Here is a 22854-nt window from a genome sequence, read left to right on the forward strand (position 1 = left end):
CGCCCCTTGGCGGCGCCCCCGCACGGGTCGCACCATGGAAGCAGGCGGAAGGGGAGCGGTCATGGCGATGCGGTTCGAGCACGAGTTCTCGATCCCGGTTCCGGTCGAGCAGGCGTGGGCGGTGTTGCTCGACGTCGAACGGGTGGCTCCGTGCCTGCCCGGCGCCAGCCTCGACATCGTCGAGGGGGACGAGTTCACCGGCAGGATGAAGGTCAAGGTGGGTCCGATCACCGTGACCTACAAGGGCACGGCGGCCTTCGAGGAGATCGACAAGGACGCCTACAGCCTCCGGTTGAAGGCCGGCGGCAAGGAGGCCAGAGGGGCCGGCACGGCCGAGGCCACGGTCAACGCGCGGCTCGCGCCGGCCGGGGACAGCACGATGGTCAAGATCGAGACGATGTTCCACGTCACCGGCCGGCCCGCGCAGTTCGGGCGGGGCGTGATGCAAGAGGTCGGCGGGAAGCTGATCGACCGGTTCGCGGCGAACCTGGCCGAGCAGCTCGCGGCCGACCACGGCTCGTCGCCCGAGCCCGACGCCCTCGCGGCGACCGGCCTCGCGGACAGCGAGCCCGCCGGCGACGGGACCTCGGTCGCCGACGGCTGGGGCGGTGAGCGGCACTTGAGCGCCGTGCCCGAGCCGCCGCGCGACACCTCGCCGGCCGGGGCCATGCGTACCTCGCGCACCCCCGACGAGGAGGCCCTGGATCTGCTGGAGATCGCCGGCACCCCGCTGCTCAAGCGGGCCGCTCCGGTGGTCGGGGCCGTGGCCTTCCTGCTGGTCATCGCGTGGTTGATCAGGAGGATCTTCCGGTAAAAGCTACGGCAAGTCCGGACACATCACCCCAGCGCGGGGCATGTCTCACTCCGAGCGTCTCATTCTCGGGGGGGAATCGGCATGCCGGCCTGCAGCGTGGTCGTGATCACCTACAACGACGCCGCCCGTCTGCCCAGGGCCGTGCGTTCGGTGCTGAACCAGACACTGCGCGACCTCGAAGTGATCATCGTGGACGACGACAGCACCGACGACACCGCACGGGTGGCCGGGGAACTCGCGCGCGCCGACCGCCGCGTGCGCTACATCCGCCGCAAGACCAACAGCGGCGGCTGCGGCGCACCGCGCAACGACGGCATCGACGCGGCGCTCGCGCCCACGGTGATGTTCCTGGACAGCGACGACGAGCTGCCCAGGCACGCCGTCAAGAGCCTGCTGGCCGAGCTGGAGCGCACCGGCGCGCAGTTCGTCGCCGGCCAGATCTCCCGGCTGTACGAGACCAGCCGCCGCCAGCAGCGCTACTACCCGCACCTGTTCGCCAGGCGCCGGGTCGTCGAGGGCATCCGCGCCGAGCCCGAGCTCTTCCTCGACAGCTTCAGCACCAACAAGCTCTACGACGTGACCTTCCTGCGGGCCAAGGCGCTGCGCTTCCCGGAGGGCGTGCACTTCGAGGACCACGTCTTCTCCGCCGAGCTGTACAGCGTCGCCGACCGCTTCGCCGTCGTGCCCTGGGTGGTCTACCTGTGGCACCGCGCGCCCGACGACACCTCCATCTCGCTCAGCCACAAGGAGATGGAGAACGTACGGCAGCGCGTCCGTGCGGCCGGGACCAGCGACCGCATCCTGACCGAGCACGGCCTGGCCGACCTGGTCCCCGAGCGCCAGTACCGCTTCCTGCGCCAGGACCTGCCGGTCTACCTGCACTGGCTGCCCTCCCGCGAGCCGGTCTGGGTCAAGGAGTTCGCCGCGGTGGTCCGGCCGTACCTGGCGGGCGTCCCCGCGGAGGTGCTGGAGCGGGTGCACCCGATCGTGAAGGTCTGCTGCGCCCTGATCCTCGACGACCGGCCGGAGGAGCTGGTCGTCGCGGCTCGCTCGCTGACCGGGCCCCAGGCGCCGCCGCGCGCGGCGGTCCGGCAGGACGGCCGCACCTACTGGGGCACCACGGTCGCCCCCGGCCTGGACATCACCCGGCTGCACCTGGCCGAGCTGCCCTTCACCGCCTCGCGGTTGCGGCACGAGGTGACCGACGTGGCCGCCGACGGCGAGGAGGTGCGGATGACCGTGCACACCTACGACCCGTTCGGGGCGCTCCCCGCGGAGTGGGAGGCCTTCCTCGAAGTCGGCGGGGAGCGGATCCCGATCGACCCCCAGCCGTCGGGCTCCGGCGGATACGTCAGCGAGATCACCTTCGTCCCCGGCAAGGGCGGCGACCCGCGCCTCGGCTTCACCCGGCTGTCGGACGGCCACACCACCACCGACCGGCTGCTGGTCGACCCCGAACTGCCCCCGGTGAAGGCGCGGGGCTACACCTTGGAGCCGGTGGGGCGCGCGGCCTTCCTGCGGGTCAAGGCTCCGCCGTACCGGACCAGGCTGCTGCGGCGGGTGGCGAAGAAGGCCCTGCGCCGCTGGAGCACCCCGCAGAACAAGCTCAAGGTCTACAAGGTGCTCATCCGGGTAGTGCCGCGGCGAAGGGATCTCGCGCTGTTCGAGTCCGACTGCGGTAAGGGATACACCGGCAGCCCGCGCGCGCTGTACGAGGAGCTGCGCCGCCGCGAGCTGCCGGTGACCGCGGTCTGGTCGGTGGCGCGCAACCGGGCGCACTTCCCGAGCGACGCCGTCCTGGTGCGCCGGATGAGCTGGCGCTACATCTGGACGATGGCCAGGGCCGCCTACTGGGTGGACAGCCACGGCTTCCCGCTCGACTTCCCCAAGCCGCCCGGCACCCGCTACCTGCAGACCTGGCACGGGCAGGGCATCAAGTCGATCGGCTTCGACGCGCCCGACCTGCGCGCCGACTTCGCCCGCCCGCGCGAGCAGTGGCAGGAGGCGATCCGCCGCTGGGACGCGCTCGTCTCCCCCGGCGCCGAGTTCGAGCGGATCTTCGTCACCGCCAACCGCTACACCGGCCCGATCCTGCGGTACGGCACGCCGCGCTGCGACGCGCTGGTGAGGGGCGAGGCGCCCGAGGGCCTGCGGGAGGCGCTGGAGATCCCGCCCGGCCGCAAGGTGCTGCTGTACGCGCCCACCTACCGCGACGCGGCCAAGTACACCGGCCGCTCGGTCCGGGTCGATCTCGACCTGCTCGCCGAGGAGCTGGCCGAGGAGTGGGTGCTGCTGCTGCGCACCCACCCGGTGGACCGCTACCGGGTACCCCAGCACGTGCGGCACTTCGTCCGGCCGGCCGGCTCCTACCCGGAGATCAACGACCTGATGCTGCTGTCCGACGCCCTGCTCACCGACTACTCCTCGGTCAGCAGCGACTACGCGGTGACCGGCAAGCCGATGCTGTTCTACCTCGACGACTGGGAGGAGTACCGGCGCACCGAGCGCGGCGTCTACCACGACCTGCCCGCCATCGCCCCGGGGCCGTGCGTGCGCACCACCGAGGAGCTCATCGCCTGCCTGCGCGACCTGCCCACGGTGCACGCCTCCTACGCCCGGCGCTACGCCGAGTGGCGGCGGCTGTGGTGCGCCGAGGAGCGCGGGCACGCCTCGGCCCGCGCGGTCGAGGACTTCTTCGCCGGCTCGCTGGCCGTACCGGAGCTGAGCCTGGTCTGGGGGACGACGACATGACGCCGGTCACGTTCGCCTGCATGGACGCCGACACGCTGGGCGGCATCCAGCAGATCACCCACACCCTCGCGCAGGGCCTGGCCGAACGCGGCCACGAGGTGCGGGTCATCGGCCTGCACCGCGACGGCAGGCCCTTCCGCTACGTCGAGCGCCCGCTCTACCGGCAGGCCGTGATCAACCACACCCCGATCGGCGTGGAGCGGCGGCGGTGGGCCGACCGGCGGCTGCGCCTGGCGCTGCCGTCCGAGGGCTTCCTGGTGATGACCTCGCCCGGCGTGGTCACCCGGCTGGCCGGGCTCGACGGCGGGCTGCTGCGCATCGGGCAGTACCACGGCTCCTTCGAGCACGCCCGCGGCTCCTGGCACCTCGGCTCGATCCGCGCCCACTACTGGAAGCTGGAGCAGGCCGTTTTCCTGAGCGAGGCGGACGCCTGCCGCTTCGCCGAGGACGGCCTGCTGCCCAACACCTGGGCCCTGCCCAACCCGCTGCAGAGCTGGCCGGAGCAGGTCTCGGCGCTGGATCACCGCCGGGTGCTGGGCGTCGGCCGGCTGGAGGGCGTCAAGCGGTTCGACCGGCTGATCAGCGCGTTCGCGCTGGCCGCGCCGCCGCCGTGGGAGCTGCACCTGATCGGCGACGGGGCCGAGCTGCCGCGGCTGCGCGCGCACGCGGCGCGCGAGGGCGTGGGCGACCGGGTGGTGTTCCGTGGCCGGGTGCCGGTGTCGGCGATGCCCGAGGAGTACCGCAGGGCGGCGGTGCTCGGGCTGACGAGCGAGCACGAGGGGCTGCCGCTGGTGCTGCTGGAGGCGGCGGCGCACGGGGTGCCCGCGGTGGCCTTCGACGTCTCCGGCGGGGTGCGCTCGGCCGAGCCCGTGCTGGTCCCGCCGGGTGACGTGGACGGCTTCGCCGAGCAGCTCGGGAGGCTGCTGGCCGATCACGACGAACGGCGGCGCCTGGGCGCCGCCGCTCGCGCGCGGGCGGCCGACTTCCGCCTGGAGCGGGTCCTGGACCGCTGGGAAGAGCTCTTCGCGCACATCACCCGGTGACCGGGGTCAGACCCGCTGTGCCGCCTCGGCCTCGGCGCGCTGCTGCGGGACGCCGGCCAGGGCGCGCTGTCCGGTGGTCAGCATGGCCGCGACCGGGCTGGGCTCGCGCAGCCGGGCGATCCGGTCGCGCATGGCCTTGCGCATGCGCGACGAACGCCGCTTCTGCAGCGTCTTCTGCAGCGCGGTGAGGTGCTCCTTCGGCGGCTTGGGCGCGCCGCTGAGCTCGTAGCCCCACGCCTGGAGCCGGTCGCCGAACTGGTCCTCGCACAGCGCGATCTCCCACGGGTCGAGCCGCTTGGACCAGCTTCCGACGCGGGCCTTGGTGACCTCGCCGTGCGTGTTGCCGTGCCAGACCTTGTGCAGCGGGACGACGGTGTCGGCGGCCTCGCGCGGCGAGATCACCGAGGGGTCGAACTCCTCGCCCAGGAAGTCGCAGAGCTTCTTCATCTCCACGTCCGTGGCGTCGGTCAGGTCCTCGTAGCGCAGCTCGTAGTAGGTGTCGGCGGGCAGCGACTTCTTCAGCTTGGCGCCGTGGTCGATCGCCTCGATCCAGGTCGCCATCGCGTGGAAGGAGTCGGCGGTGTACCAGGGCATCTCCTTGAGCGAGGAGACGCAGTCGCGGCCGTCCCTGACCAGGTGGATGAACTGGGCGTCGGGGAAGAGCCGGCGCAGCAGGTCCACCTGCTTGACGTAGCTCGGGCGCTTGTCGCCCCAGCGGGCCTTGCCGAAGCGCTCGGCGTACATGCGGAAGGCGATGCCGAGCACCGAGCCGAAGGAGCCGGGCCCGTCGACCACCTCGCGCACGAAGTCGTCCTTGTCGATGCCGAGCTCGCGGAACTTGGTGCTGCGGTCGCCGGCGATCCACTCGGCCAGCGAGCGGCGGCGCTCGGCCAGGCGCATGTCGCCGAAGGCGCGGCGGCGCTGGTAGGCCGGGATGACGAAGCGGGTCTCGGGCGCGACCGCGATCCTGGGGTGCGAGTGCAACATGAGCTGCAACATCGTCGTGCCAGAACGCGGGCAGCCGATCACGAAGACGGGACGGTCTGAAGCCATTTTCTATCCCCCGATTAGCGCGTGTTCGCGGCTCTCCCGGGGCTGCGCCAGGGCACGGCGGGTGAAGAGCCACATCCGGTAAACAATGAAGATCTCGTTGGCCAGCAGCAGGAGGCTGGCGACGGTGGCGACGGGGATCAGCGCGGCCGGCCCGACCAGCGGCGCGACCACGAACACCGCGGCATGGAACTCGATCCCGCTGATCAGGTGCGAGCGCACCCGGTGCCGGGCGAGCAGCCGGTTGACCCGAGGAAGCACCCGCCGTGACGGCTGCCGGGGCTCGGCCTGCGGCTCCCGCGGCCCTCTCAGCTCCCGTACGGCTTCGCGGACCCGCTTCATCTGCGGCGCGTTGACGTACCGGAACAGGTCGAGGATGGCCACCGTGGCGCCGAGGACGATGTAGCCGACCTCGCCGGTCAGCGTGTACTGCCCGTAGGCCAGCCCGGCCGCGCAGAGCACCACCCGGATCCGGTCGCCCACGTAGTCGAGCCAGAGCCCGAACGGCGTGCCCGTGCCCTTGAGCCGGGCGAGCTTGCCGTCCACGCAGTCGACCATGAAGCTCAGGTAGAAGAAGACCGCCCCGAGGACGAGCTGGTCGACGCCGAAGGCGACGGCCGAGGCCGCGCCGAGGAGCAGGGAGACGACGGTGACGTCGTTGGGGGTCAGCCGGGTCCGGTTGGCCACCAGCAGGGTCAGCGGGCAGGCCAGCGGGTCCACCACGTACACCGTCCACCAGGAGTCACGCGTCTTGCGGGTGGCGTGCACCTGGGCGATCGTGAAGCTCATTCAGGCCACCCTCACCGGTTCGCGGCGGCTGGGGAAGGTCGCGACCGCGGCCACCGGCCCCGGCTCGCGCAGCCGGTTGAGCCGGTCGCGCAGCGAGGTGCGCACCCGGCTCGCGCGGCGCTTGGCCATCGTCTGGTGGAAGGCCTGCACGTGGCTCTTGTCCGGCCGGGCGGCGCCGGTCAGCTCGTAGCCGTTGGCGCGCAGCCGGTCGCCGAGCACATCCTCGCAGAGCTGGATCTCCCAGTTCGCCAGCCGCTCGGCCCAGGAGCCCACCCGGGCGGTGGTCACCTCGCCGTGCGTGTTGGTGTGCCAGGTCTTGCGGCTGGGCACGGCCACGCCGGCCAGCATGTGCGGCTCGCACATCGCCGCGTCGAAGTCCTCGCCGAGGAACAGGCACAGGCGTTTGAGCTCGCGGGCCGGGTCGTCGGTGAGGTCCTCGTAGCGCAGCTCGTAGTAGCTGTCCTCGGGGAGCGTGCGGCGCAGCTTGCGTCCGGCGTCCATCGCCTCGGCCCAGGTGGCCACGGCGTGGTAGGAGTCGAGGCTGTACCAGGGCATCTCCTTGAGCGAGGAGACGCAGTCGCGGCCGTCCCTGATCAGGTGGATGAACTGGGCGTCGGGGAACAGCCGGCGCAGCACCTCGGTCTTGCGCACGTAGCTGGGCCGCTTGTCGCCCCAGCGGGGCTTGCCGAAGCGCTCGGCGTACATCTGGAAGACGGTGCCGAGCACCGAGCCGAGCGAGCCGCCCCCGCGGGCCGCCTGGCGGACGAAGGCCTCCTGGCTCAACCCCAGGTCACGAAATTTCGTGCTCCGTTCGGTTGCGATCCATTCGGCTAGATTGTGGCGATTGCGGAGGTCCCGCATGTCGCCGAACTCGCGCCGCCGGTAGTACACCTGCTCGACGAACCGCGTCTCCGGCGGCACCGCCAGCCTCGGGTGCGCGTGCAACATCAGCTGCAGCATCGTCGTGCCCGATCGGGCACAGCCAATGACGAACACTGGCCTCATCAGGTCAAACCCCCCGTTGAATCGCAGCCTGCCGGGTGAAGATCCACAACCGGTAGACCAGGTGCACCTCGTACCCCAGCAGCAGCGCCCCCGCCACCACCGTCATCCAGACCAGCACCACGCCGCTCCCCGCGGCCACCGCCAGCAGCGGCGCGGCCACGAAGACCGCCGCGTGGAACTCGATCCCGCTGAACAGGTGGCTGCGCATCCTGCGCCTGGCCAGCCGCCTGGCCCACCGGCCCTTGGCGGCCCGCGTGCCTTCCGGCAGCTCCTCGCGGACCCGCTTCATCTGCGGCGCGTTGACGTACCGGAACAGGTCGAGGACGGCCACGGCCGCCCCCATCACCACGAACATGACCTCGCCGGTCAGGGCGTACTGCCCGTAGGACAGTCCCGCCGCGCAGGCGACCACCCGGAGGCGGTCGCCCACGTAGTCGAGCCACAACCCGAACGGCGTCCCCGTCCCCTTCAACCGCGCGATCTTGCCGTCCACGCAGTCGACCAGGAAGCTCAGGTAGAACAGGATCGCCCCCGCGATGAGCCTGTCCGCCGCGAAACACCCCGCCGCGGCCATCCCCAGGATCAGGGAGAACACGGTGATCTGGTTCGGGGTCAGCCGGGTACGGCTGGCGATGATGCGGGTCAGCGGACAGGCCAGGGGATCGACCGCGAGGACGGTCCACCAGGCGTCTTTCCGCTTCCGTGTCGCATGCACGTCGGCGAGCGAATAGGTCCGCATGGAGTCCAGCATGGCGACGTTCTGCCGTTCCCCGATTACTCTCTGGAACTACTGGAGGATGTCCATGCCTCTTCTTGACCAATGAGCGAACGGCGCCGGGGCCAATCGGGAAACACGCGGTCCACGACCCGCGCGCTGGCCATGCCGTCGTCCAGGGGGCAGAACTTGGCCACGAAGGCCGCGTAGAGCCCCTGGTACTTCGCCGCGGTCTCCTCGATCCCCCGCACGGCCTCGACGACCTCCTCGGTGCTGCGCAGCAGCGGGCCGGGGGCCTCGGCCTCGAAGTCGAAGTAGAAGCCGCGCAGCGTGTCGCGGTAGTGCTCCAGGTCGTAGGTGTAGAAGAGGATCGGCCGGCCGGTGACCGCGAAGTCGAACATGGCCGAGGAGTAGTCGGTGATCAGCAGGTCGGCGACCAGGTAGAGCTCCTGGATGTCCGGATAGAGCGAGACGTCCAGCACGAAGTCGTGGCCCACCGGCCGGACGTGGTCGGTGACGTTGGGGTGCCGGCGCACCAGCACCACGTGGTCGTCGCCCAGCTCGCGCCACATCCGCTCCAGGTCGAGCTTGAGCTCGAAGCGGTACTTGCCCTTGCCGTGGAACTTGTCGTCCCGCCAGGTCGGCGCGTAGAGCACCACCCGTTTGCCGGGCGGCAGGCCGAGCCGTCGCCTGACCTCCTCCACCAGGTCGGCGCGGTGCAGCACGTCGTTGCGCGGGTAGCCGGTCTCCAGCAGCTCGCCCTTGAACCGGAAGGCGCGGGTCAGGATCGGCGAGCACCACGGGCTGGGCGAGACCAGGTAGCTCCACTGGTCGATCTCGGTGGCCAGCCGCTCGTGGTAGTCGGGCTTGGCGAAGAGCACCTTCTCGATGTCGAAGCCGATCTTCTTCAGCGTGGAGCCGTGCCAGGTCTGCAGCACGGTCTGCCCCTCGCGGCGGCGGAACCAGCCGGGCAGGTGGGCGTTGGTGACGATGTAGCGGCTGCGGGCCAGCGCGTCGTAGTACTCGGCGCCGTGCAGCCGCACCGGGGTGACGCCGTCGGGCAGCGCGACCTGGCCGTCCCGGACGTTCCACGCCATCGGCAGCTCGCAGCCGCGGCTCAGCAGCTCCTCGTAGATCGCCTTCGGGCTGTCGGAGAACTGCTTGCCGGTGTAGGAGTCGAAGAAGATCTCCTCGCGCAGCGGCAGGCCGCACCGGGCCGGGTAATAGACCTCGCGCAGCCGCGCCTGGTTGGTCGCGCCGCGCTCGTCGGGCCGCAGGTCCCTGGGGACGGCCAGCAGCGCCCGGCCGTCGAGGTCGGCCAGCAGGCTCAGCGTGCGACCGGAGTGCTCGCAGGTCAGCGGGTCGAGCGCGGTGTACTCGACCGGGATGTCGCCGGCCGTGGTCCGGACGGCCAGGCCGTACTCGCCGGCGGGCAGCGGCAGCCGGCCGGCCGGGGAGTCCAGTTCCATCGGCGCGAGCGTGCCGGTCACCGTGCGCCCGTCGCACGTGGCCGGGAAGGCGTACTCCGCGTTGCTGTCCCGCGAGTCCAGCACCAGCTCCACCGCGCCCTCCACCGGGTACGGCAGGCCGGCGCGGAGGCCCAGCCGGGCCGAGCCGTCCCAGGCGGGCTCGGCCAGCACCGCGGCCGGAGCCTGGTCACGCACCTGGAACTCGCCGTTGAGCCCCGGCCCGGCCACGAGCTGCCGCTCGCCCACCATGTGCCGGGTAGTCATGGCGCCCGGCTCGACCCGGACCGGCGACTGCCCGGCCTGGAACGACCACTGCGCCACGAACTCCAGCACCCGCGCCTCCCGGCTGTCCGGGTCGAGGTCAGGCCGCCTGGCCTGGACCAGCGCCGACAGCGGCAGCGACGCGACGCGGGAGCCGTCGCGCGAGGCGACCGGGCAGACCAGCGTCCGGCCGCCGTGCGGCTTGCTCGCCACGAGCGCGGCGTGCGGCCCGAAGCGCCCGGAGAGGATCAGCTCGCCGCCGTCGATCCGCCACGAGGTGACGGTCGCCTCCTCGGCCGCGACGTCGATCACGAAGCGGCCGAGCGAGTTGCGGCGCGGCGTCACCTGCACGCCGCCGGCCGACCAGCCCGCGCCCGCCTCGCGCGCCAGCGCCGGGGTGAGCTGGGCCGCGGCCTCGCGTCGGACCAGCCCGCGGTGGATCACGGTCAGCATGATCCGCCAGCGGCCGGGCCGCAGCCGCGCCGGATCGACGGTGAAGGCGAAGCCGCCCCAGACCGGGTGCTTGCCCTTGCCCAGCGGCGGGGCGGCGGACTTCTTCACCGCCAGCCGCACCCGGCGGCCGCTCTCCTCGTGCACTGCGGCGGCGAACACGAACTGGTCGAAGCGCCGGGCCGGGCGCAGGTAGCGGATGCCGGCGCGGCCGGTGACGACCAGCTTGCCGTCCTGCCAGTGCAGGGAGTCGACGCGCTGCTGCACGTCGAGCTCGCGGTCCACGCGCAGCGTCGGCTCGGGCAGGCCGGGGACGGGGCAGTCGAGCTGGTATTTGGTGCCTCGCCGTACCGCGCGGATGCGGCCCTGGCGTTCCCAGGCGTGCACCTCGGCCAGGCCGGCCAGGTCGCCGCCGCGGATGAGGTGCCACTTGATCCGGCGCAGCACGTGGACGGCGGCCATCGAGCCGGGCGTGGCCTGGTCGGCGTAGGCGCCGGCCAGTTCGCGGAAGGCGGTGCGGAACTCCTCGTCGCCGGTCTCCACCGCCTCGAAGAAGTTGGACAGCTCGCTCTCCAGGACCATCCGGTCCCAGGCCGGGACGTGGCCGGGGCTGCGGCTGCCCAGGAACTCGCGCACGCTCCTGACCGAGGAGAGCCGGTCGACGACGCCCTTCACCTGGGCGCGGTCCTGGGTGATGGACAGCCGCTCGCCCTCCCGCTCGCGCCACAGGTAGATCGGCGCGGGCACCATGTCCACCGACCGGGCCAGGAAGTGGCCGGGCAGTGCGACCGCGATGTCCTCGTACAGCACGCCCTCGGGGAACGACAGCCCGTGGGCGTCCCAGAAGGAGCGCCGCCACAGCTTGTTGGTGACCAGGCGGTCCTTCATCAGGATCTCGCGCTCGGTGACGTGCGTCCGGGTCGAGCACTCCTCGAAGATCGCCTTGTGCATCCGCGACGGGGTGACCCGCCGGCCGTTGAAGCGCTGCACGTTGCCGGTCACCAGGTCGGACCCGGTCGCCTGCAGGGTGGCGACCAGGGTCTCGACGGCGTCCAGGGGCAGGAGGTCGTCACTGTCGACGAAGGCGAGGTAGTCGCCGGTCGCGGCCCGGATGCCGGTGTTACGGGCCGCGCCGAGGCCGGCGTTGGCCTGGCGGAGCAGCCGGAAGCGCCGGTCACGCTCGGCGAACTCGGCGGCGATCTCGGCGCTGGCGTCCGGTGAGCCGTCGTCCACCATGACGATCTCGAGCTCCGGCCAGGTCTGCGCGGCCAGCGAGGCGAGGCAGGCCCGCAGATAGGGTTCGACGTCGTAGACGGGGACGACGACGCTGACACGGTCCACGGAGGGTCCTCCGGTCACTTGCGGATCAACAGGACGGTCTTGCCGGGCAGGTCGTCCACGACGGCGAAGCGCGCGGGGTCGAACTGGCCGCGCTGGAAGCTCACGTCGCGCCAGCGCCAGTCCCGCAGCACGAAGACGTCGATCGCGCCGAACGCGGTCGAGGCCGAGGCCTCGGCGAAGGCTTGCGGATCGGTCACGGCGGCGAGCCGGACCAGTTCGGCCCGGCGCTCGTCCCAGCGGATGAGGGTGTTGGCCGACGTCCGGTCGACCGAGGTGTAACCGCGCCAGGGCAGGTAGGCGAACAGGCGCTCGTCGGCGGAGAGCACCCGGGGCCGGGCGCCCCGGCCGCGTACCTCCTCGACCCGCGCCCTGATCTCCCGGGCCGGGAAGGCGGGCTCGTGGTGCGCCCTGGCGGTGTAGAAGTGCGTGGCCGACGGCCACTTCGCCGCCCAGGGCTGCACGCCCTCGGGCAGGGCCAGCCGCCAGTAGGACACGCCCGCCCACAGCAGCACGACGGCCAGGGCGGCCACGCCGTACTCGCGGGCGGCGTGCCGCTTGAGCAGGGTGGCGACGGTGAGCACGCCGGCGGCGACCAGCAGCGGGCCGAGCAGGCGCGAGGTGTAGTGGAAGAAGCCGGTGTGCCCGTCGGCGACGAAGCGGGCCATCATCAGCACCCGGTAGGCGTAGGCGCCCGCGATCAGGAGGAGCAGCGGCTGCGCCCACCAGGCGGTGCGGCGGTAGCCGATCACCCCGGCCAGGCCGGCGAGCTGCAGCAGCCCGAGCGGCGTCGGCTGCAGGAAGGGGAAGGGGTTGGCCACCAGGTCCGGCGCCACGTACAGGTCCGCGACCGCCTGCCCGCCCCCGGCCAGCGTCGCCGCCAGGTACGGCACGACGTACACCCCGGAGACCAGCGCCGCCACCCCGGACACCTTGAGCAGGCGCAGCAGGTAGGCCCGGCGGTCGTCGTGCCGCCACCAGGTCAGCCCCGCCAGCGCGAGAATGCCGAGCGAGCCGTAGATCAGGAAGCCCTGGTAGGTGATGACGATCAGGCCGCCGATCGCGCCCGCCGACCACCACGGCAGCCGCCCGCGCGGCGGCGAGCCGAAGGTCAGCAGGATCCACGGGATGACCACCAGCACGGCGACCACGCCGAAGGCCTTGCGCGGGTCGCCGAAGGCCACCAGGCTCGCCGCCGCGACGGCCAGCGCGACCGGCGGCTTCACCAGCCGGCTCCACAGCAGGAAGGCGGCGACCACCGCGCCGGAGACGGTGAGGATCTCGGCCTCGGCGACCAGCCGCCAGGCCGGGACCCCGCTCAGCGCCGAGGCCCGGCCGATCAGCCAGGGGTAGAGCATGGGGTACTCGGCGGGCACCTCCTCGACGAAGGCGTCGGCGCTCCAGGGCGTCACCGAGTACCTCGTCGCGGCGGCGGCGATGCGGCCCATGTCGCCGAAGAGCCCCGCGAAGCCGTACGGCGTGCCGTACAGCATGGTCTTGAGATCGAGGGCCACCCAGCCGGCGAACAGGCCGCAGGCCACGGCCGAGACGCGCAGCCGCAGCGCGGCCGGCACGAGCACCAGCGCGAGCAGGCCCAGCACGGTCAGGGGCAGCAGGACGCCGCGCACGGCGAAGGGATCGGGCCGGATCCATCCGACCAGGACGAACCCGGCGGCGGTGGCGGCCAGCCAGACCGGCACGGACAGCCAGCGCGGATCGGGCCACCGACCCGCGTCGGCTCGGATGGGGGAAATCGACCGGGGCGCGCTCGCCAGACGGGTCGTCATACCAGCCAGGATGGCGATCTGCAGGGGGGAGGCAGGCCGGGCATGGGCACACGTGGAGCCACGGCTGACCGAGTCTTGACCTGAGCGCGCACGGTAAAGCTTGCGCCAAGCGAGCAGGATGCGCCGACTACTCTCCGCGACAGCCACTTACAGTCCGTTGCGGACTGTAAATCGCCAGGCTCATGAGGAGTCCGCTGATGGACCCAACGATTCCGCCCGCTCGCCCGCACATCGGGGAGGCGGAGATCGCAGCCGCCGTCCGAGTCCTGCGCAGTGGTCAAGTGGTGCAGGGGCCGGAGGTCGCGGCCTTCGAGGAGGAGTTCTCCACCTGGGTCGACGGCCGGCACTGCGTCGCGGTCAACTCGGGCACCTCCGCCCTCCACCTGACCTTCCTCGCGCTGGGCGTCGGCCCGCAGGACGAGGTCATCGTCCCCTCCTTCTCCTTCGCCGCGACCGCCAACGCGGTACGGCTGGCCGGCGCGACGCCGGTGTTCGCCGACATCGACCCGGCCACCTACTGCCTCGACCCCGAGGCGGTGGCCGCGGCCATCACCCCGCGCACGGTCGCGATCATGCCGGTGCACCTGTACGGTCACCCGGCCGCCATGGACCGGCTGCAGGCGCTCGCCGAGCGGCACGGCCTGGCCGTGGTGGAGGACGCCTGCCAGGCGCACGGCGCGGCCCTGCACGGCCGCCCGGCCGGCGCGTTCGGCACGGCGGGCTGCTTCAGCTTCTACCCGACCAAGAACATGCACGCCCTCGAAGGCGGCATGATCACCACCGCCGACGCCGCGCTCGCCCGAACCCTGCGCCTGCTGCGCAACCAGGGCATGGAGCAGCGCTACGCCAACGAGATCGTCGGCGCGAACATGCGCATGACCGACGTGGCGGCGGCCATCGGCCGCGTGCAGATGGGCCGGCTGGCCGGCTGGAACGAGCAGCGCCAGGCCAACGCCAAGGCGCTCGACGCGCAGATCACCACGGTGCCGACCCCGGTGGTCGCCGACGGCGCGCAGCACGTCTACCACCAGTACACCGTCCGGATCGAGGGCGACCGCGACGCCACCCAGGCGCACCTGACCTCGCGCGGCATCGGCAGCGCGGTCTACTACCCGACGCCCATCCACCGGCTCGCGCCCTACGCCGGGACCGGCCCCTGGCACCTGCCGGAGACCGAGCGGGCCGCCCGCGAGGTCCTGTCGCTGCCCGTCTACCCGGCGCTCGGGGAGGGCGACATGGCACGGGTCGCGAAGGCGGTGAACGAGCTGTGAGGCCACTGCGGGCCGGGCTGATCGGGCTCGGCGCGATGGGCCGCAACCACGCGCGGATCCTGTCCGGGCTCGGCGGCGTCGAACTGGCCGGCGTCGCCGACCCGGCCGCCGACCGGGTGGGCTGCGCGCCGGGCGTCCCGGTCGTGCCCACCCTGGAGGCGCTGCTGGCGCTCGGCATCGACTACGCCGTGGTGGCCTGCCCGACCGCGCTGCACGAGGAGATCGGGCTCGAACTGGCCCGGCGCGGCGTGCACGCGCTGATCGAGAAGCCGCTGGCGCACACCGTCACGGCGGCCCAGCGGCTGGTCGCCGCGTTCGAGGCGGCCGGGCTGGTCGCCGGCGTCGGGCACATCGAGCGGTTCAACCCCGCGCTGCGCAGCCTGCGCACCCGGCTCCAGGCCGGCGAGCTGGGCGAGCTGTTCCAGGTCTCCACCCGCCGCCAGGGCCCCTTCCCGCACCGCATCGCCGACGTGGGCGTGGTCAAGGACCTGGCCACGCACGACATCGACCTGACGAGCTGGGTGACCGGCCAGGAGTACGTGTCGGTCTCCGCCTTCACCATGTCGAAGAGCGGCCGGCTGCACGAGGACATGGTCTCGGCGGTCGGCCGGCTGTCCGGCGGCGCGATGTGCAGCCACCTGGTCAACTGGCTCAGCCCGCTCAAGGAGCGCTCGACCGTGGTGACCGGCGAGCGCGGCTGCTTCGTGGCCGACACGCTCACCGCCGACCTCACCTTCTACGCCAACGGCGCCGTCGACACCGAGTGGGAGGCGCTGCGCACCTTCCGCGGCGTGTCAGAAGGGGACATGGTCCGCTTCGCGCTGCAGAAGCGCGAGCCGCTGCTGGTCGAGCACGAGACCTTCCGCGACGCGGTGCTCGGCGTCTCCGACGAGATCGTCACCCTGCGCGAGGGCCTGCGGACCGTGGAGGTCTCCGCCGCGGTTCTGGAGTCGGCCGCCACCGGCCGGACCTCCGTCCTCGACCACCAGCGAGAGGCCTGCTTCGTTGGCTGAGACGCCCGACGTGACGGTGATCGTCGCGGTCTACAACACGATGCCGTACCTGACCGACTGCCTCACCTCGCTGGCGGGGCAGTCCATCGGGCTGGAACGGCTGCAGGTCGTCGCGGTCGACGACGGGTCCACCGACGGCAGCGGCAAGGAGCTCGACCGCTTCGCCGACCTCTACCCCGGCGTGTTCACCGTCATCCACCAGGACAACTCCGGCGGGCCCGCCGCGCCGAGCAACCGCGGGCTGGAGGCGGCGCGCGGCCGGTACGTGTTCTTCCTCGGCGCCGACGACCACCTGGGCGCCGAGGCGCTGGAGCGCATGGTCGCCTGCGCCGACGAGCACGGCTCCGACGTCGTGCTGGGCCGGACCGAAGGGGTCAACGGGCGGCACATCCTCCAGGACGTCTACGAGCGCACCGAGCCGGACCTCAGCCTCTACGACTCGGCGCTGCCGTACTCGCTGTCCAACACCAAGCTCTTCCGCCGCTCGCTGATCACCGAGCACGGGCTGCGCTTCCCCGAGGACATGCCGGTCGCCAGCGACCAGCCGTTCACCATCGAGGCGTGCGTGCGCGCCCGGCGCATCTCGGTGCTGGCCGACTACACCTACTACTACGCGGTACGGCGGGCCGACGACAGCAACATCACCTACCGGACCGGACCGCTGGCCCGGCTGCGCAGCGCCGAACAGCTCATCACCTTCACCGCCGGCCTGCTGCCGCCGGGACCGCGCCGCGACGCGGTGCTGGAGCGGCACTTCGCCTGGGAGCTGGCCAAGCTGCTGCGGGTGGAGTTCCTGGACTTCGAGCCCGACGAGCAGGACGCCATCTGCGAGCGGGTCGACGAGCTGTCGTGCCGCTACCTCACCGACCGCATCCGGGCCGGGCTCACCCGCACCCAGCGCTACCGCCTGGCCCTGGCCGCCCGGCGCGACGTGGCCGCGCTCTGCCGCAGCCTGCGGCGGCCGGGCACCGAGCCGCTGGTGCTGGAGGGCGACGAGGTCTTCGAGCGGCTGCCCGGCTACGGCAGCCTCGACCCCGAGTGCTTCGCCTTCCAGGGCGCGGTGGCCAAGCGCGTCGCCCGCGGGATGCGCCTGGAGCTGTCCCCCGCGCGGGGCGGGTTCACGATGCGCGTCACCGTGCCGCTGCTCGGCGCGTGCGCCCGCGTCCCCGCCGACCTCGCCCTGCTGGGCGCGCCGGCAGAGGTGAGCAGGGCCCTGGCCGCCGACGGGTCGGGCACCGTGCTGACCGCCCGGCTGAGCGCCCGCCGCCTGGTCCGCCAGCTCGGCCGGCGGCGGCTCACCCTGTCCTTCTGCGCGGGCGGCGAACGCTACGAGATCAGCCTGCCCGCCCCCGCCGCACCGCAGCGCACCTGGGCCTGGCACCGCTTCGGCCCGCGCCGCGCGCTCCTGCAGAGCGGCAAGCACGACAACCTCCTGCTCGTCGTGTCGAAGATCTCTCTCCGCCCCCTACGAAGGAGACAGCCATGAAGATCTGCGTCGTCGGGCTCGGCAAGATCGGACTCCCCCTGGCCGTGCAGTACGCCGCCAAGGGCCACCACGTCATCGGCGCCGACATCGACCAGCACGTCGTCGACCTGGTCAGCCAGGGACTCGAGCCCTTCCCCGGCGAGGCGGAACTCGACCTGCGGCTCAAGCGAGCGGTCCAGGACGGCCTGCTCACCGCGACCACCTCCACCGAGGCCGCCGTCGCGGTCTCCGAGGTCGTCGTCGTGGTCGTGCCGCTCTACGTGGACGCCACCGGCGAGCCCGACTTCCGTGCCATGGACGCGGCCACCAGGGCCGTCGCCACCGGCCTGCGGCCCGGCACGCTGGTCAGCTACGAGACGACCCTGCCGGTCGGCACCACGCGCGACCGGCTGACGCCCCTGCTGGAGGCCGGCTCCGGCCTGACCGCGGGCGTCGGCTTCCACGTCGTCTTCAGCCCCGAACGGGTGCTGACCGGCCGCGTCTTCGCCGACCTGCGCCGCTACCCCAAGCTGGTGGGCGGCATCGACGCCGGCTCCGCCCAGCGGGCCGTCCGCTTCTACGAGGCGGCGCTCGACTTCGACCGGCGCGACGACCTGCCCCGGCCCAACGGCGTGTGGGACCTCGGCTCGGCGGAGGCGGCCGAGCTGGCCAAGCTGGCCGAGACGACCTACCGGGACGTCAACATCGCCCTCGCCAACCAGTTCGCTCGGCACGCCGGCACGCTCGGGCTCGACGTCATGGCCGTCATCGAGGCCTGCAACAGCCAGCCGTACTCGGCGATCCACCGGCCCGGCATCGCGGTCGGCGGCCACTGCATCCCGGTCTACCCGCGGCTCTACCTGTGGAACGACCCGGACGCCACGGTCGTGCGCGCCGCCCGCGAGGCCAACGAGGCCATGCCCGGCTACGCGGTCGGCCTGCTGGCCGGGGCGCTCGGCGGCGACCTGACCGGCGTGCCCGTGCTGGTGCTGGGGGCCGCCTACCGGGGCGGGGTCAAGGAGACGGCCTTCTCCGGGGTCTTCCCGACGGTCGCCGCCCTGCGGGCCGCGGGGGCCGAGCCGTACGTCTCCGACCCGCTCTACACCGCCGACGAGCTGGCCGCGCTCGGCCTGCCGCCGCACCGGGGCGAACCCGTCGCCGCCGCGGTGGTCCAGGCCGACCACGCCGACTACCAGACCCTCGGCTCGGCCGACCTGCCCGGCGTGCGCGTGCTCGTCGACGGCCGCCGCATCACCGATCCGGGCCGCTGGACGGCGGCCCACCGAATCGTCATCGGCGGCTGACGCTGCCGCCACGACCTGAGGACTCTTCGTGCCAAGACTTGCCGTCATCGTCGGAAACTCCATCACGGGCGACTCCCGCGTCCAGAAGACCGCCCTGGCCGCCGCGCGTGACGGCTGGGAGGTCACCCTCATCGGCCGCAGCACCAGCGGCCAGGCCGAGCGTGCCACCATGGGCCCCGTCGAGGTGCTCCGGATCACGGTGGGCCCGCAGATGCGGCGGCGGGCCAAGAACCGGAAGAAGGACCAGCGCGGCCTGCGCGCCCGCATCACGCAGTGGGGACTGCCCGACGAGCGGTCGCTGGAGGAGTACCGGCACGCCTACCGGGCCTGGCTGCGGGAGAAGACCGCCGAGATCGGCTGGACCTACCAGCAGCGGGGGCTCACTCCCCTGCTCACCCGCAAGAGCACGCGGCTGCTGCTCCAAGTGGCCAAGCGGGTGCATCGCGACCGGGTGCGGCTGTTCCAGTGGGAGCAGCAGCGCGAGCGGACCGACCGGGTGACGGGCGACTGGCGCAAGGACATGCCGGAGCTGCTCGACCTCGACCTGGCCTTCGGCCGGGCCCTGGAGAAGCTGCAGCCGGACGTGATCCACGCCAACGACATCACCATGATCGGGGTCGCCGCGCACAGCGCCGCGCGGATGCGGCTCAAGGGCCACGAGTGCCGCTGGCTGTACGACGCGCACGAGTACGTCCGCGGCGTCGACTGGAAGAACCCGCAGCGCGAGGCCGCCTACAACGCGCTGGAGGCGGAGTTCATCCACCGGGCCGACGCCGTGGTGACGGTCTCGCCGGAGATCGCCGAGACCCTGCGCCGGGAGTACCGGCTGCCCGCACTGCCGCTGGTCGTGCGCAACACGCCGATCCGGGAGACCGAGGGCCTGGCCGAGTCCGAGGCCAGCGTGCGGGCCGCGTGCGAGCTGCCGGACTCCACGCCGCTGCTGGTCTACTCCGGCTGGCTGGACGTCGAGCGCGGGGTGGACACCGCCGTCGAGGCGCTGCCCGCGCTGCCCGGCGTGCACCTGGCGATCGTCTCGGGGCGGGCCAACCAGTTGCTCGACGAGCTGCTGTCGCAGGCGGGCAAGCTGGGCGTGCGCGACCGCGTGCACGTGGTGCCCTACGTGCCGCAGGCCGAGGTCACCCAGTACCTGTCCACGGCCGACGTCGGGCTGATCTGCTCGCGCCGCTCCCCCAACTACGAGATGTCGCTGCCGACCAAGCTGGCCGAGTACCTGCACGCCGGCCTGCCGGTGGTGGTCAGCGACGTCCGCACCGCCTCCGCCTACGTCACCGAGCACCAGGTCGGCGAGGTGTTCGTCTCCGGCGACCCGGTCACCTTCGCGCAGGCCGTCCAGCGGGCCCTCGACCGGCGGACGGAGCTGGTGGCGGGCATCTCCGACGAGGTGCTCGACGAGCTGTCCTGGGAGCACCAGAGCGCCGGGCTGCTGCGGCTCTACCGCGAGCTGGCCCGCGAGGAGCCGTCCGCCCCGGCCGAGGTCGTCCCGTGGGACGCCCCCGAGGTCCGCACGCGCGGCGAGCACGAGACGTGGGCCGGGCTCGGCGAGACGCCCATCCGGCTCGGGCTCGGCCCGGCGAACTACGCGGGCCAGCTCGCCGCCTTCGCCGGCGCGCTGACCGCCCGGCGCCAGGACGTGTCGGCGGAGGTGCTGATGTACCGCAAGCCGAACAGCTCCTTCAACTATCCGGCCGACGTCTACGTGAACCCGGCGCGGCTCGGCGACCCGGCCTGCCAGGCCGAGCAGATCCAGCGCATCATCGGCCGCTTCACGCACTTCATCGCCGACGGCTTCCTGCCGGTCCTGGGCCGGCTCAACGGCGACAGCATCGAGGGCGACCTGCCGGCGCTCCAGCAGGCCGGCATCAAGGTCGCGCTGCTGGCCCACGGCAGCGAGATCCGGCACCCGGTCCGGCACCTGGCGCGGCACGAGTTCTCGTTGTTCCAGGACGCGCCCGCCGACTCGGTGGAGAAGCTGGCCAGGATGACCGAGCGCAACGCGCGGATCGCCGTCGAGTCGGGGCTGCCGCTCTTCGTGACCACGCCCGACCTGCTGGCCGACCTGCCCACCGCGACCTGGGCGCCGCTGGTCGTGGACGTGGACGCCTGGGCGTGCGACCGGCCGGTGATGGAGCGGGCGCGGCCCATCGTGGTGCACGCGCCCTCGCGCCGGTGGAAGAAGGGCACCGACCGCATCCTGCCCGTGCTGACCGACCTGCACGAGCGCGGCGTCATCGACTTCCGGCTGGCCGAGCAGGTCACCTGGACGCAGATGCGCGACCTGGTGCACGAGGCGGACATCGTCGTCGACCAGTTCATGATCGGCAGTTACGGCACCTTCGCCTGCGAGGGCATGGCGGCCGGCAAGCCGGTCATCGCCTACGTGAACGACCACACGGACGTCACCGGCACCGCACGCCCGCCCATCGTCAGCGCCACCGTGGCCACCCTCGGCGAGACCCTGGAGGCGCTCGTCGCCGACCCGCAGGGGACGAGCGCCATCGGCATCGAGTCGGCGAAGTACGCCCGCACCTACCACGACGGCACGTGGACGGCACGGGCGCTGGCCGACTTCCTCAGCTGACCGCTCAGGGCAGGTGAGGAGGCCGCCTGACCGCTCAGGGCAGGCGCTGGGCCAGGATCTCCACCGCCCGCCGGGCCGCGTCGCCGCTTCCGTAGGGGGCGGCGCGCGGCGCGGTGGGCGCCGGGCGCATCACCGTCGCGGCCCACTGCGCCCGGCCCAGCTCAGTTGGGTCGGGCACGAGCACGTTCCACCCGTCGGCCAGCGTCTCCGGCCACTCGGTCTCGGTGCGGACCGTGGTGCACGGCCGCTCCAGCAGGAACGCCTCCTTCTGCAGCCCGCCCGAGTCGGTGACCACCCCCGCCGACCCCATGACCGCCGCGACCATCCCCGCGTACGGCAGCGGCCGTCCCACGCGGACGGCCCCGCGCTCCAGCTTCACCCCGTGCTGCTCGGCCCTGGCCAGCAGCCGCGGGTGGGCCAGCAGCGCCACCTGGACCGGCAGGTCGGCCAGCGCGTCGGCGATCCGGCCGAGCCGCTCGGCCGAGTCGGTGTTCTCCGCCCGGTGCACCGTGCACAGCAGGTACGGCTCGCCCGGGTCGAGACCCTCCGGCAGCGCGGGCACGGCCGGCTGGGCGAGCAGCGCGTCCCTGACCTGGTGGCAGACGTCCACCATCACGTCGCCGACCAGCACGGAGCGGGCCGCGAGCCCCTCGGCGGCCAGGTGCCGCATGGCCTCCTCGGTCGGCGCGAGCAGCAGGTCGGCGGCGTGGTCGGTGAGGACCCGGTTGTGCTCCTCCGGCATCCGCCGGTTGAAGGAACGCAGCCCCGCCTCCAGGTGCGCCACCGGCAGGTGCAGCTTGACCGCGGACAGCGTCCCGGCCAGCGTCGAGTTGGTGTCGCCGTAGACGAGCACCCAGTCGGGGCGCTCGGCCTCCAGGACGGTGTCCATGGCGGAGAGGATCTGGCCGGTCTGCGCGCCGTGGCCGCCGGAGCCCACGCCGAGGTTCACGTGCGGGGCGGGCAGGCTCAGGCCGGCGAAGAACACCTCCGACAGGTCGGCGTCGTAATGCTGGCCGGTGTGCACGACGAGATGTTCGTGCCCGGCTTTTTCCAGCGCCTGGGCGACGGGCGCCAATTTCACCAGTTGGGGCCGGGCGCCCACCACGCTAAGAATTTTCACGCTTTATCCCCCGATCAGAGAAAGGCCAGATTCATCGGCCCGATAAACCTCGGACATGACCGGGCACAGCCAGGTCCCGTCCTCCTGCTCCACCAGCCGGGTGCCGTGCCGGCCCACCCAGCCGATCCGCTTGGCCGGCACCCCGGCCACCAGCGCGTAGTCCGGCACGTCCCGCGTCACCACCGCGCCGGCGGCCACCATCGCCCACCGCCCGATCCGCACCGGCGCCACGCACACCGCCCTCGCCCCGATGGAGGCGCCCTCCGCGATGCTCACGCCCACCTGGATCCAGTCGTCGCCGCCCTTCAACCGGCCGTCCGGGGCGACCGCCCGCGGGTTGTGATCGTTGGTGAGCACGACCGCCGGGCCGATGAACACCCCGTCACCCAGCTCGGCCGGCTCGTACACCAGGGCGTGATTCTGGATCTTCACGTTCCGCCCGATCCGCACCCCCGCCCCGACGTAGGCCCCCCGGCCGACCACGCACCCGTCGCCCAGGACGGCGCCTTCCCTGATCTGCGCGAGATCCCAGACGCGCACACCTTCGCCCAAGCGGGCTTCGGCTGATATCTGCGCATTATCGGCGAGAATCATCTCGGAATACCGCTCC

16 protein-coding genes are annotated in these 22854 nt (G+C 72.5%); 8 read left to right on the plus strand and 8 right to left on the minus strand.

Annotated features, from left to right (window positions below):
- Positions 1 to 61 precede the first annotated feature (61 nt).
- The 3 genes from ACIBG7_RS04130 (at position 62) to ACIBG7_RS04140 (ending at position 4608) form a co-directional block, all read left to right on the plus strand.
- Positions 62 to 814, plus strand: a complete 753-nt coding sequence (locus ACIBG7_RS04130; protein ID WP_357916076.1) for an SRPBCC family protein — start codon at positions 62 to 64, stop codon at positions 812 to 814.
- An 81-nt stretch (positions 815 to 895) separates the two neighbouring features.
- Positions 896 to 3565, plus strand: coding sequence for a CDP-glycerol glycerophosphotransferase family protein (locus ACIBG7_RS04135; protein ID WP_397335125.1), 2670 nt, complete (start codon positions 896 to 898; stop codon positions 3563 to 3565).
- Positions 3562 to 4608, plus strand: coding sequence for a glycosyltransferase (locus ACIBG7_RS04140; protein WP_357916071.1), 1047 nt, complete (start codon positions 3562 to 3564; stop codon positions 4606 to 4608). Before ACIBG7_RS04135 ends, ACIBG7_RS04140 begins: the two co-directional genes overlap by 4 nt.
- A 6-nt stretch (positions 4609 to 4614) precedes the next feature.
- Here ACIBG7_RS04140 and ACIBG7_RS04145 read toward each other — a convergent pair whose 3' ends face one another.
- Genes ACIBG7_RS04145 through ACIBG7_RS04170 form a run of 6 tightly spaced genes read right to left on the minus strand, consistent with a single transcriptional unit; the run spans position 4615 to position 13472 of the window.
- The gene (locus ACIBG7_RS04145) at positions 4615 to 5661 is read right to left on the minus strand and encodes a sulfotransferase (RefSeq protein WP_357916068.1); all 1047 of its coding nucleotides are present in this window, start codon (positions 5659 to 5661) and stop codon (positions 4615 to 4617) included.
- Positions 5662 to 5664: 3 nt separating this feature from the next.
- On the minus strand, positions 5665 to 6447 hold the full coding sequence (locus tag ACIBG7_RS04150) for a CDP-alcohol phosphatidyltransferase family protein (protein ID WP_357916065.1): 783 nt from the start codon (positions 6445 to 6447) through the stop codon (positions 5665 to 5667).
- On the minus strand, positions 6448 to 7452 hold the full coding sequence (locus tag ACIBG7_RS04155) for a sulfotransferase (RefSeq protein ID WP_357916062.1): 1005 nt from the start codon (positions 7450 to 7452) through the stop codon (positions 6448 to 6450). It lies immediately after the preceding gene.
- A gap of 4 nt (positions 7453 to 7456) precedes the next feature.
- A complete protein-coding gene (locus tag ACIBG7_RS04160) occupies positions 7457 to 8191 on the minus strand; it encodes a CDP-alcohol phosphatidyltransferase family protein (RefSeq protein ID WP_357916059.1) in 735 nt (244 codons plus the stop codon).
- A gap of 35 nt (positions 8192 to 8226) precedes the next feature.
- Entirely contained in the window at positions 8227 to 11688 is a 3462-nt protein-coding gene (locus tag ACIBG7_RS04165) for a CDP-glycerol glycerophosphotransferase family protein (RefSeq protein ID WP_397335126.1), read from the minus strand.
- 14 nt (positions 11689 to 11702) lie between these two features.
- Entirely contained in the window at positions 11703 to 13472 is a 1770-nt protein-coding gene (locus ACIBG7_RS04170) for an arabinofuranosyltransferase (RefSeq protein WP_397335127.1), read from the minus strand.
- A 197-nt stretch (positions 13473 to 13669) separates the two neighbouring features.
- Between ACIBG7_RS04170 and ACIBG7_RS04175 the strand changes: the two genes are divergently transcribed.
- Genes ACIBG7_RS04175 through ACIBG7_RS04195 form a run of 5 tightly spaced genes read left to right on the plus strand, consistent with a single transcriptional unit; the run spans position 13670 to position 21124 of the window.
- Positions 13670 to 14743, plus strand: a complete 1074-nt coding sequence (locus ACIBG7_RS04175) for a DegT/DnrJ/EryC1/StrS family aminotransferase (RefSeq protein ID WP_397335128.1) — start codon at positions 13670 to 13672, stop codon at positions 14741 to 14743.
- On the plus strand, positions 14740 to 15756 hold the full coding sequence (locus ACIBG7_RS04180; RefSeq protein ID WP_357916047.1) for a Gfo/Idh/MocA family oxidoreductase: 1017 nt from the start codon (positions 14740 to 14742) through the stop codon (positions 15754 to 15756). The genes ACIBG7_RS04175 and ACIBG7_RS04180 overlap by 4 nt, the downstream gene beginning before the upstream one ends.
- The gene (locus tag ACIBG7_RS04185) at positions 15749 to 17242 is read left to right on the plus strand and encodes a glycosyltransferase family 2 protein (protein WP_397335129.1); all 1494 of its coding nucleotides are present in this window, start codon (positions 15749 to 15751) and stop codon (positions 17240 to 17242) included. Before ACIBG7_RS04180 ends, ACIBG7_RS04185 begins: the two co-directional genes overlap by 8 nt.
- Positions 17239 to 18525 carry a nucleotide sugar dehydrogenase gene (locus ACIBG7_RS04190; protein WP_357916041.1) on the plus strand — a complete coding sequence of 429 codons (1287 nt, stop codon included), beginning with the start codon at positions 17239 to 17241 and terminating at the stop codon, positions 18523 to 18525. Before ACIBG7_RS04185 ends, ACIBG7_RS04190 begins: the two co-directional genes overlap by 4 nt.
- Before the next feature lie 28 nt (positions 18526 to 18553).
- Positions 18554 to 21124: a glycosyltransferase family 4 protein gene (locus tag ACIBG7_RS04195; RefSeq protein ID WP_397335130.1), complete on the plus strand. Its 2571-nt coding sequence runs from the start codon at positions 18554 to 18556 to the stop codon at positions 21122 to 21124.
- A 34-nt stretch (positions 21125 to 21158) separates the two neighbouring features.
- On the opposite strand, the gene wecB is transcribed toward ACIBG7_RS04195, so the two are convergent.
- Together wecB and ACIBG7_RS04205 are read right to left on the minus strand one after the other, a co-directional pair.
- Entirely contained in the window at positions 21159 to 22244 is a 1086-nt protein-coding gene (gene wecB / locus ACIBG7_RS04200) for a non-hydrolyzing UDP-N-acetylglucosamine 2-epimerase (protein WP_397335131.1), read from the minus strand.
- Positions 22245 to 22247: 3 nt separating this feature from the next.
- On the minus strand, positions 22248 to 22838 hold the full coding sequence (locus tag ACIBG7_RS04205; protein WP_397335132.1) for an acyltransferase: 591 nt from the start codon (positions 22836 to 22838) through the stop codon (positions 22248 to 22250).
- Positions 22839 to 22854 lie beyond the last annotated feature (16 nt).

Origin of the sequence: Nonomuraea sp. NPDC050328, from assembly GCF_044459405.1 — a bacterium.
Classification (GTDB): Bacteria; Actinomycetota; Actinomycetes; order Streptosporangiales; family Streptosporangiaceae; genus Nonomuraea.

Excerpts from the sequence above, each read along its gene's own strand:
- ACIBG7_RS04150 (WP_357916065.1), bottom strand. The coding sequence starts at position 6,447 with ATGAGCTTCACGATCGCCCAGGTGCACGCCACCCGCAAGACGCGTGAC.
- ACIBG7_RS04190 (WP_357916041.1), top strand. The coding sequence starts at position 17,239 with ATGAAGATCTGCGTCGTCGGGCTCGGCAAGATCGGACTCCCCCTGGCC.
- ACIBG7_RS04130 (WP_357916076.1), top strand. The coding sequence starts at position 62 with ATGGCGATGCGGTTCGAGCACGAGTTCTCGATCCCGGTTCCGGTCGAG.
- ACIBG7_RS04140 (WP_357916071.1), top strand. The coding sequence starts at position 3,562 with ATGACGCCGGTCACGTTCGCCTGCATGGACGCCGACACGCTGGGCGGC.
- ACIBG7_RS04135 (WP_397335125.1), top strand. The coding sequence starts at position 896 with ATGCCGGCCTGCAGCGTGGTCGTGATCACCTACAACGACGCCGCCCGT.
- ACIBG7_RS04160 (WP_357916059.1), bottom strand. The coding sequence starts at position 8,191 with ATGCGGACCTATTCGCTCGCCGACGTGCATGCGACACGGAAGCGGAAA.
- ACIBG7_RS04175 (WP_397335128.1), top strand. The coding sequence starts at position 13,670 with ATGGACCCAACGATTCCGCCCGCTCGCCCGCACATCGGGGAGGCGGAG.
- ACIBG7_RS04205 (WP_397335132.1), bottom strand. The coding sequence starts at position 22,838 with ATGATTCTCGCCGATAATGCGCAGATATCAGCCGAAGCCCGCTTGGGC.
- ACIBG7_RS04170 (WP_397335127.1), bottom strand. The coding sequence starts at position 13,472 with ATGACGACCCGTCTGGCGAGCGCGCCCCGGTCGATTTCCCCCATCCGA.
- ACIBG7_RS04145 (WP_357916068.1), bottom strand. The coding sequence starts at position 5,661 with ATGGCTTCAGACCGTCCCGTCTTCGTGATCGGCTGCCCGCGTTCTGGC.
- ACIBG7_RS04155 (WP_357916062.1), bottom strand. The coding sequence starts at position 7,452 with ATGAGGCCAGTGTTCGTCATTGGCTGTGCCCGATCGGGCACGACGATG.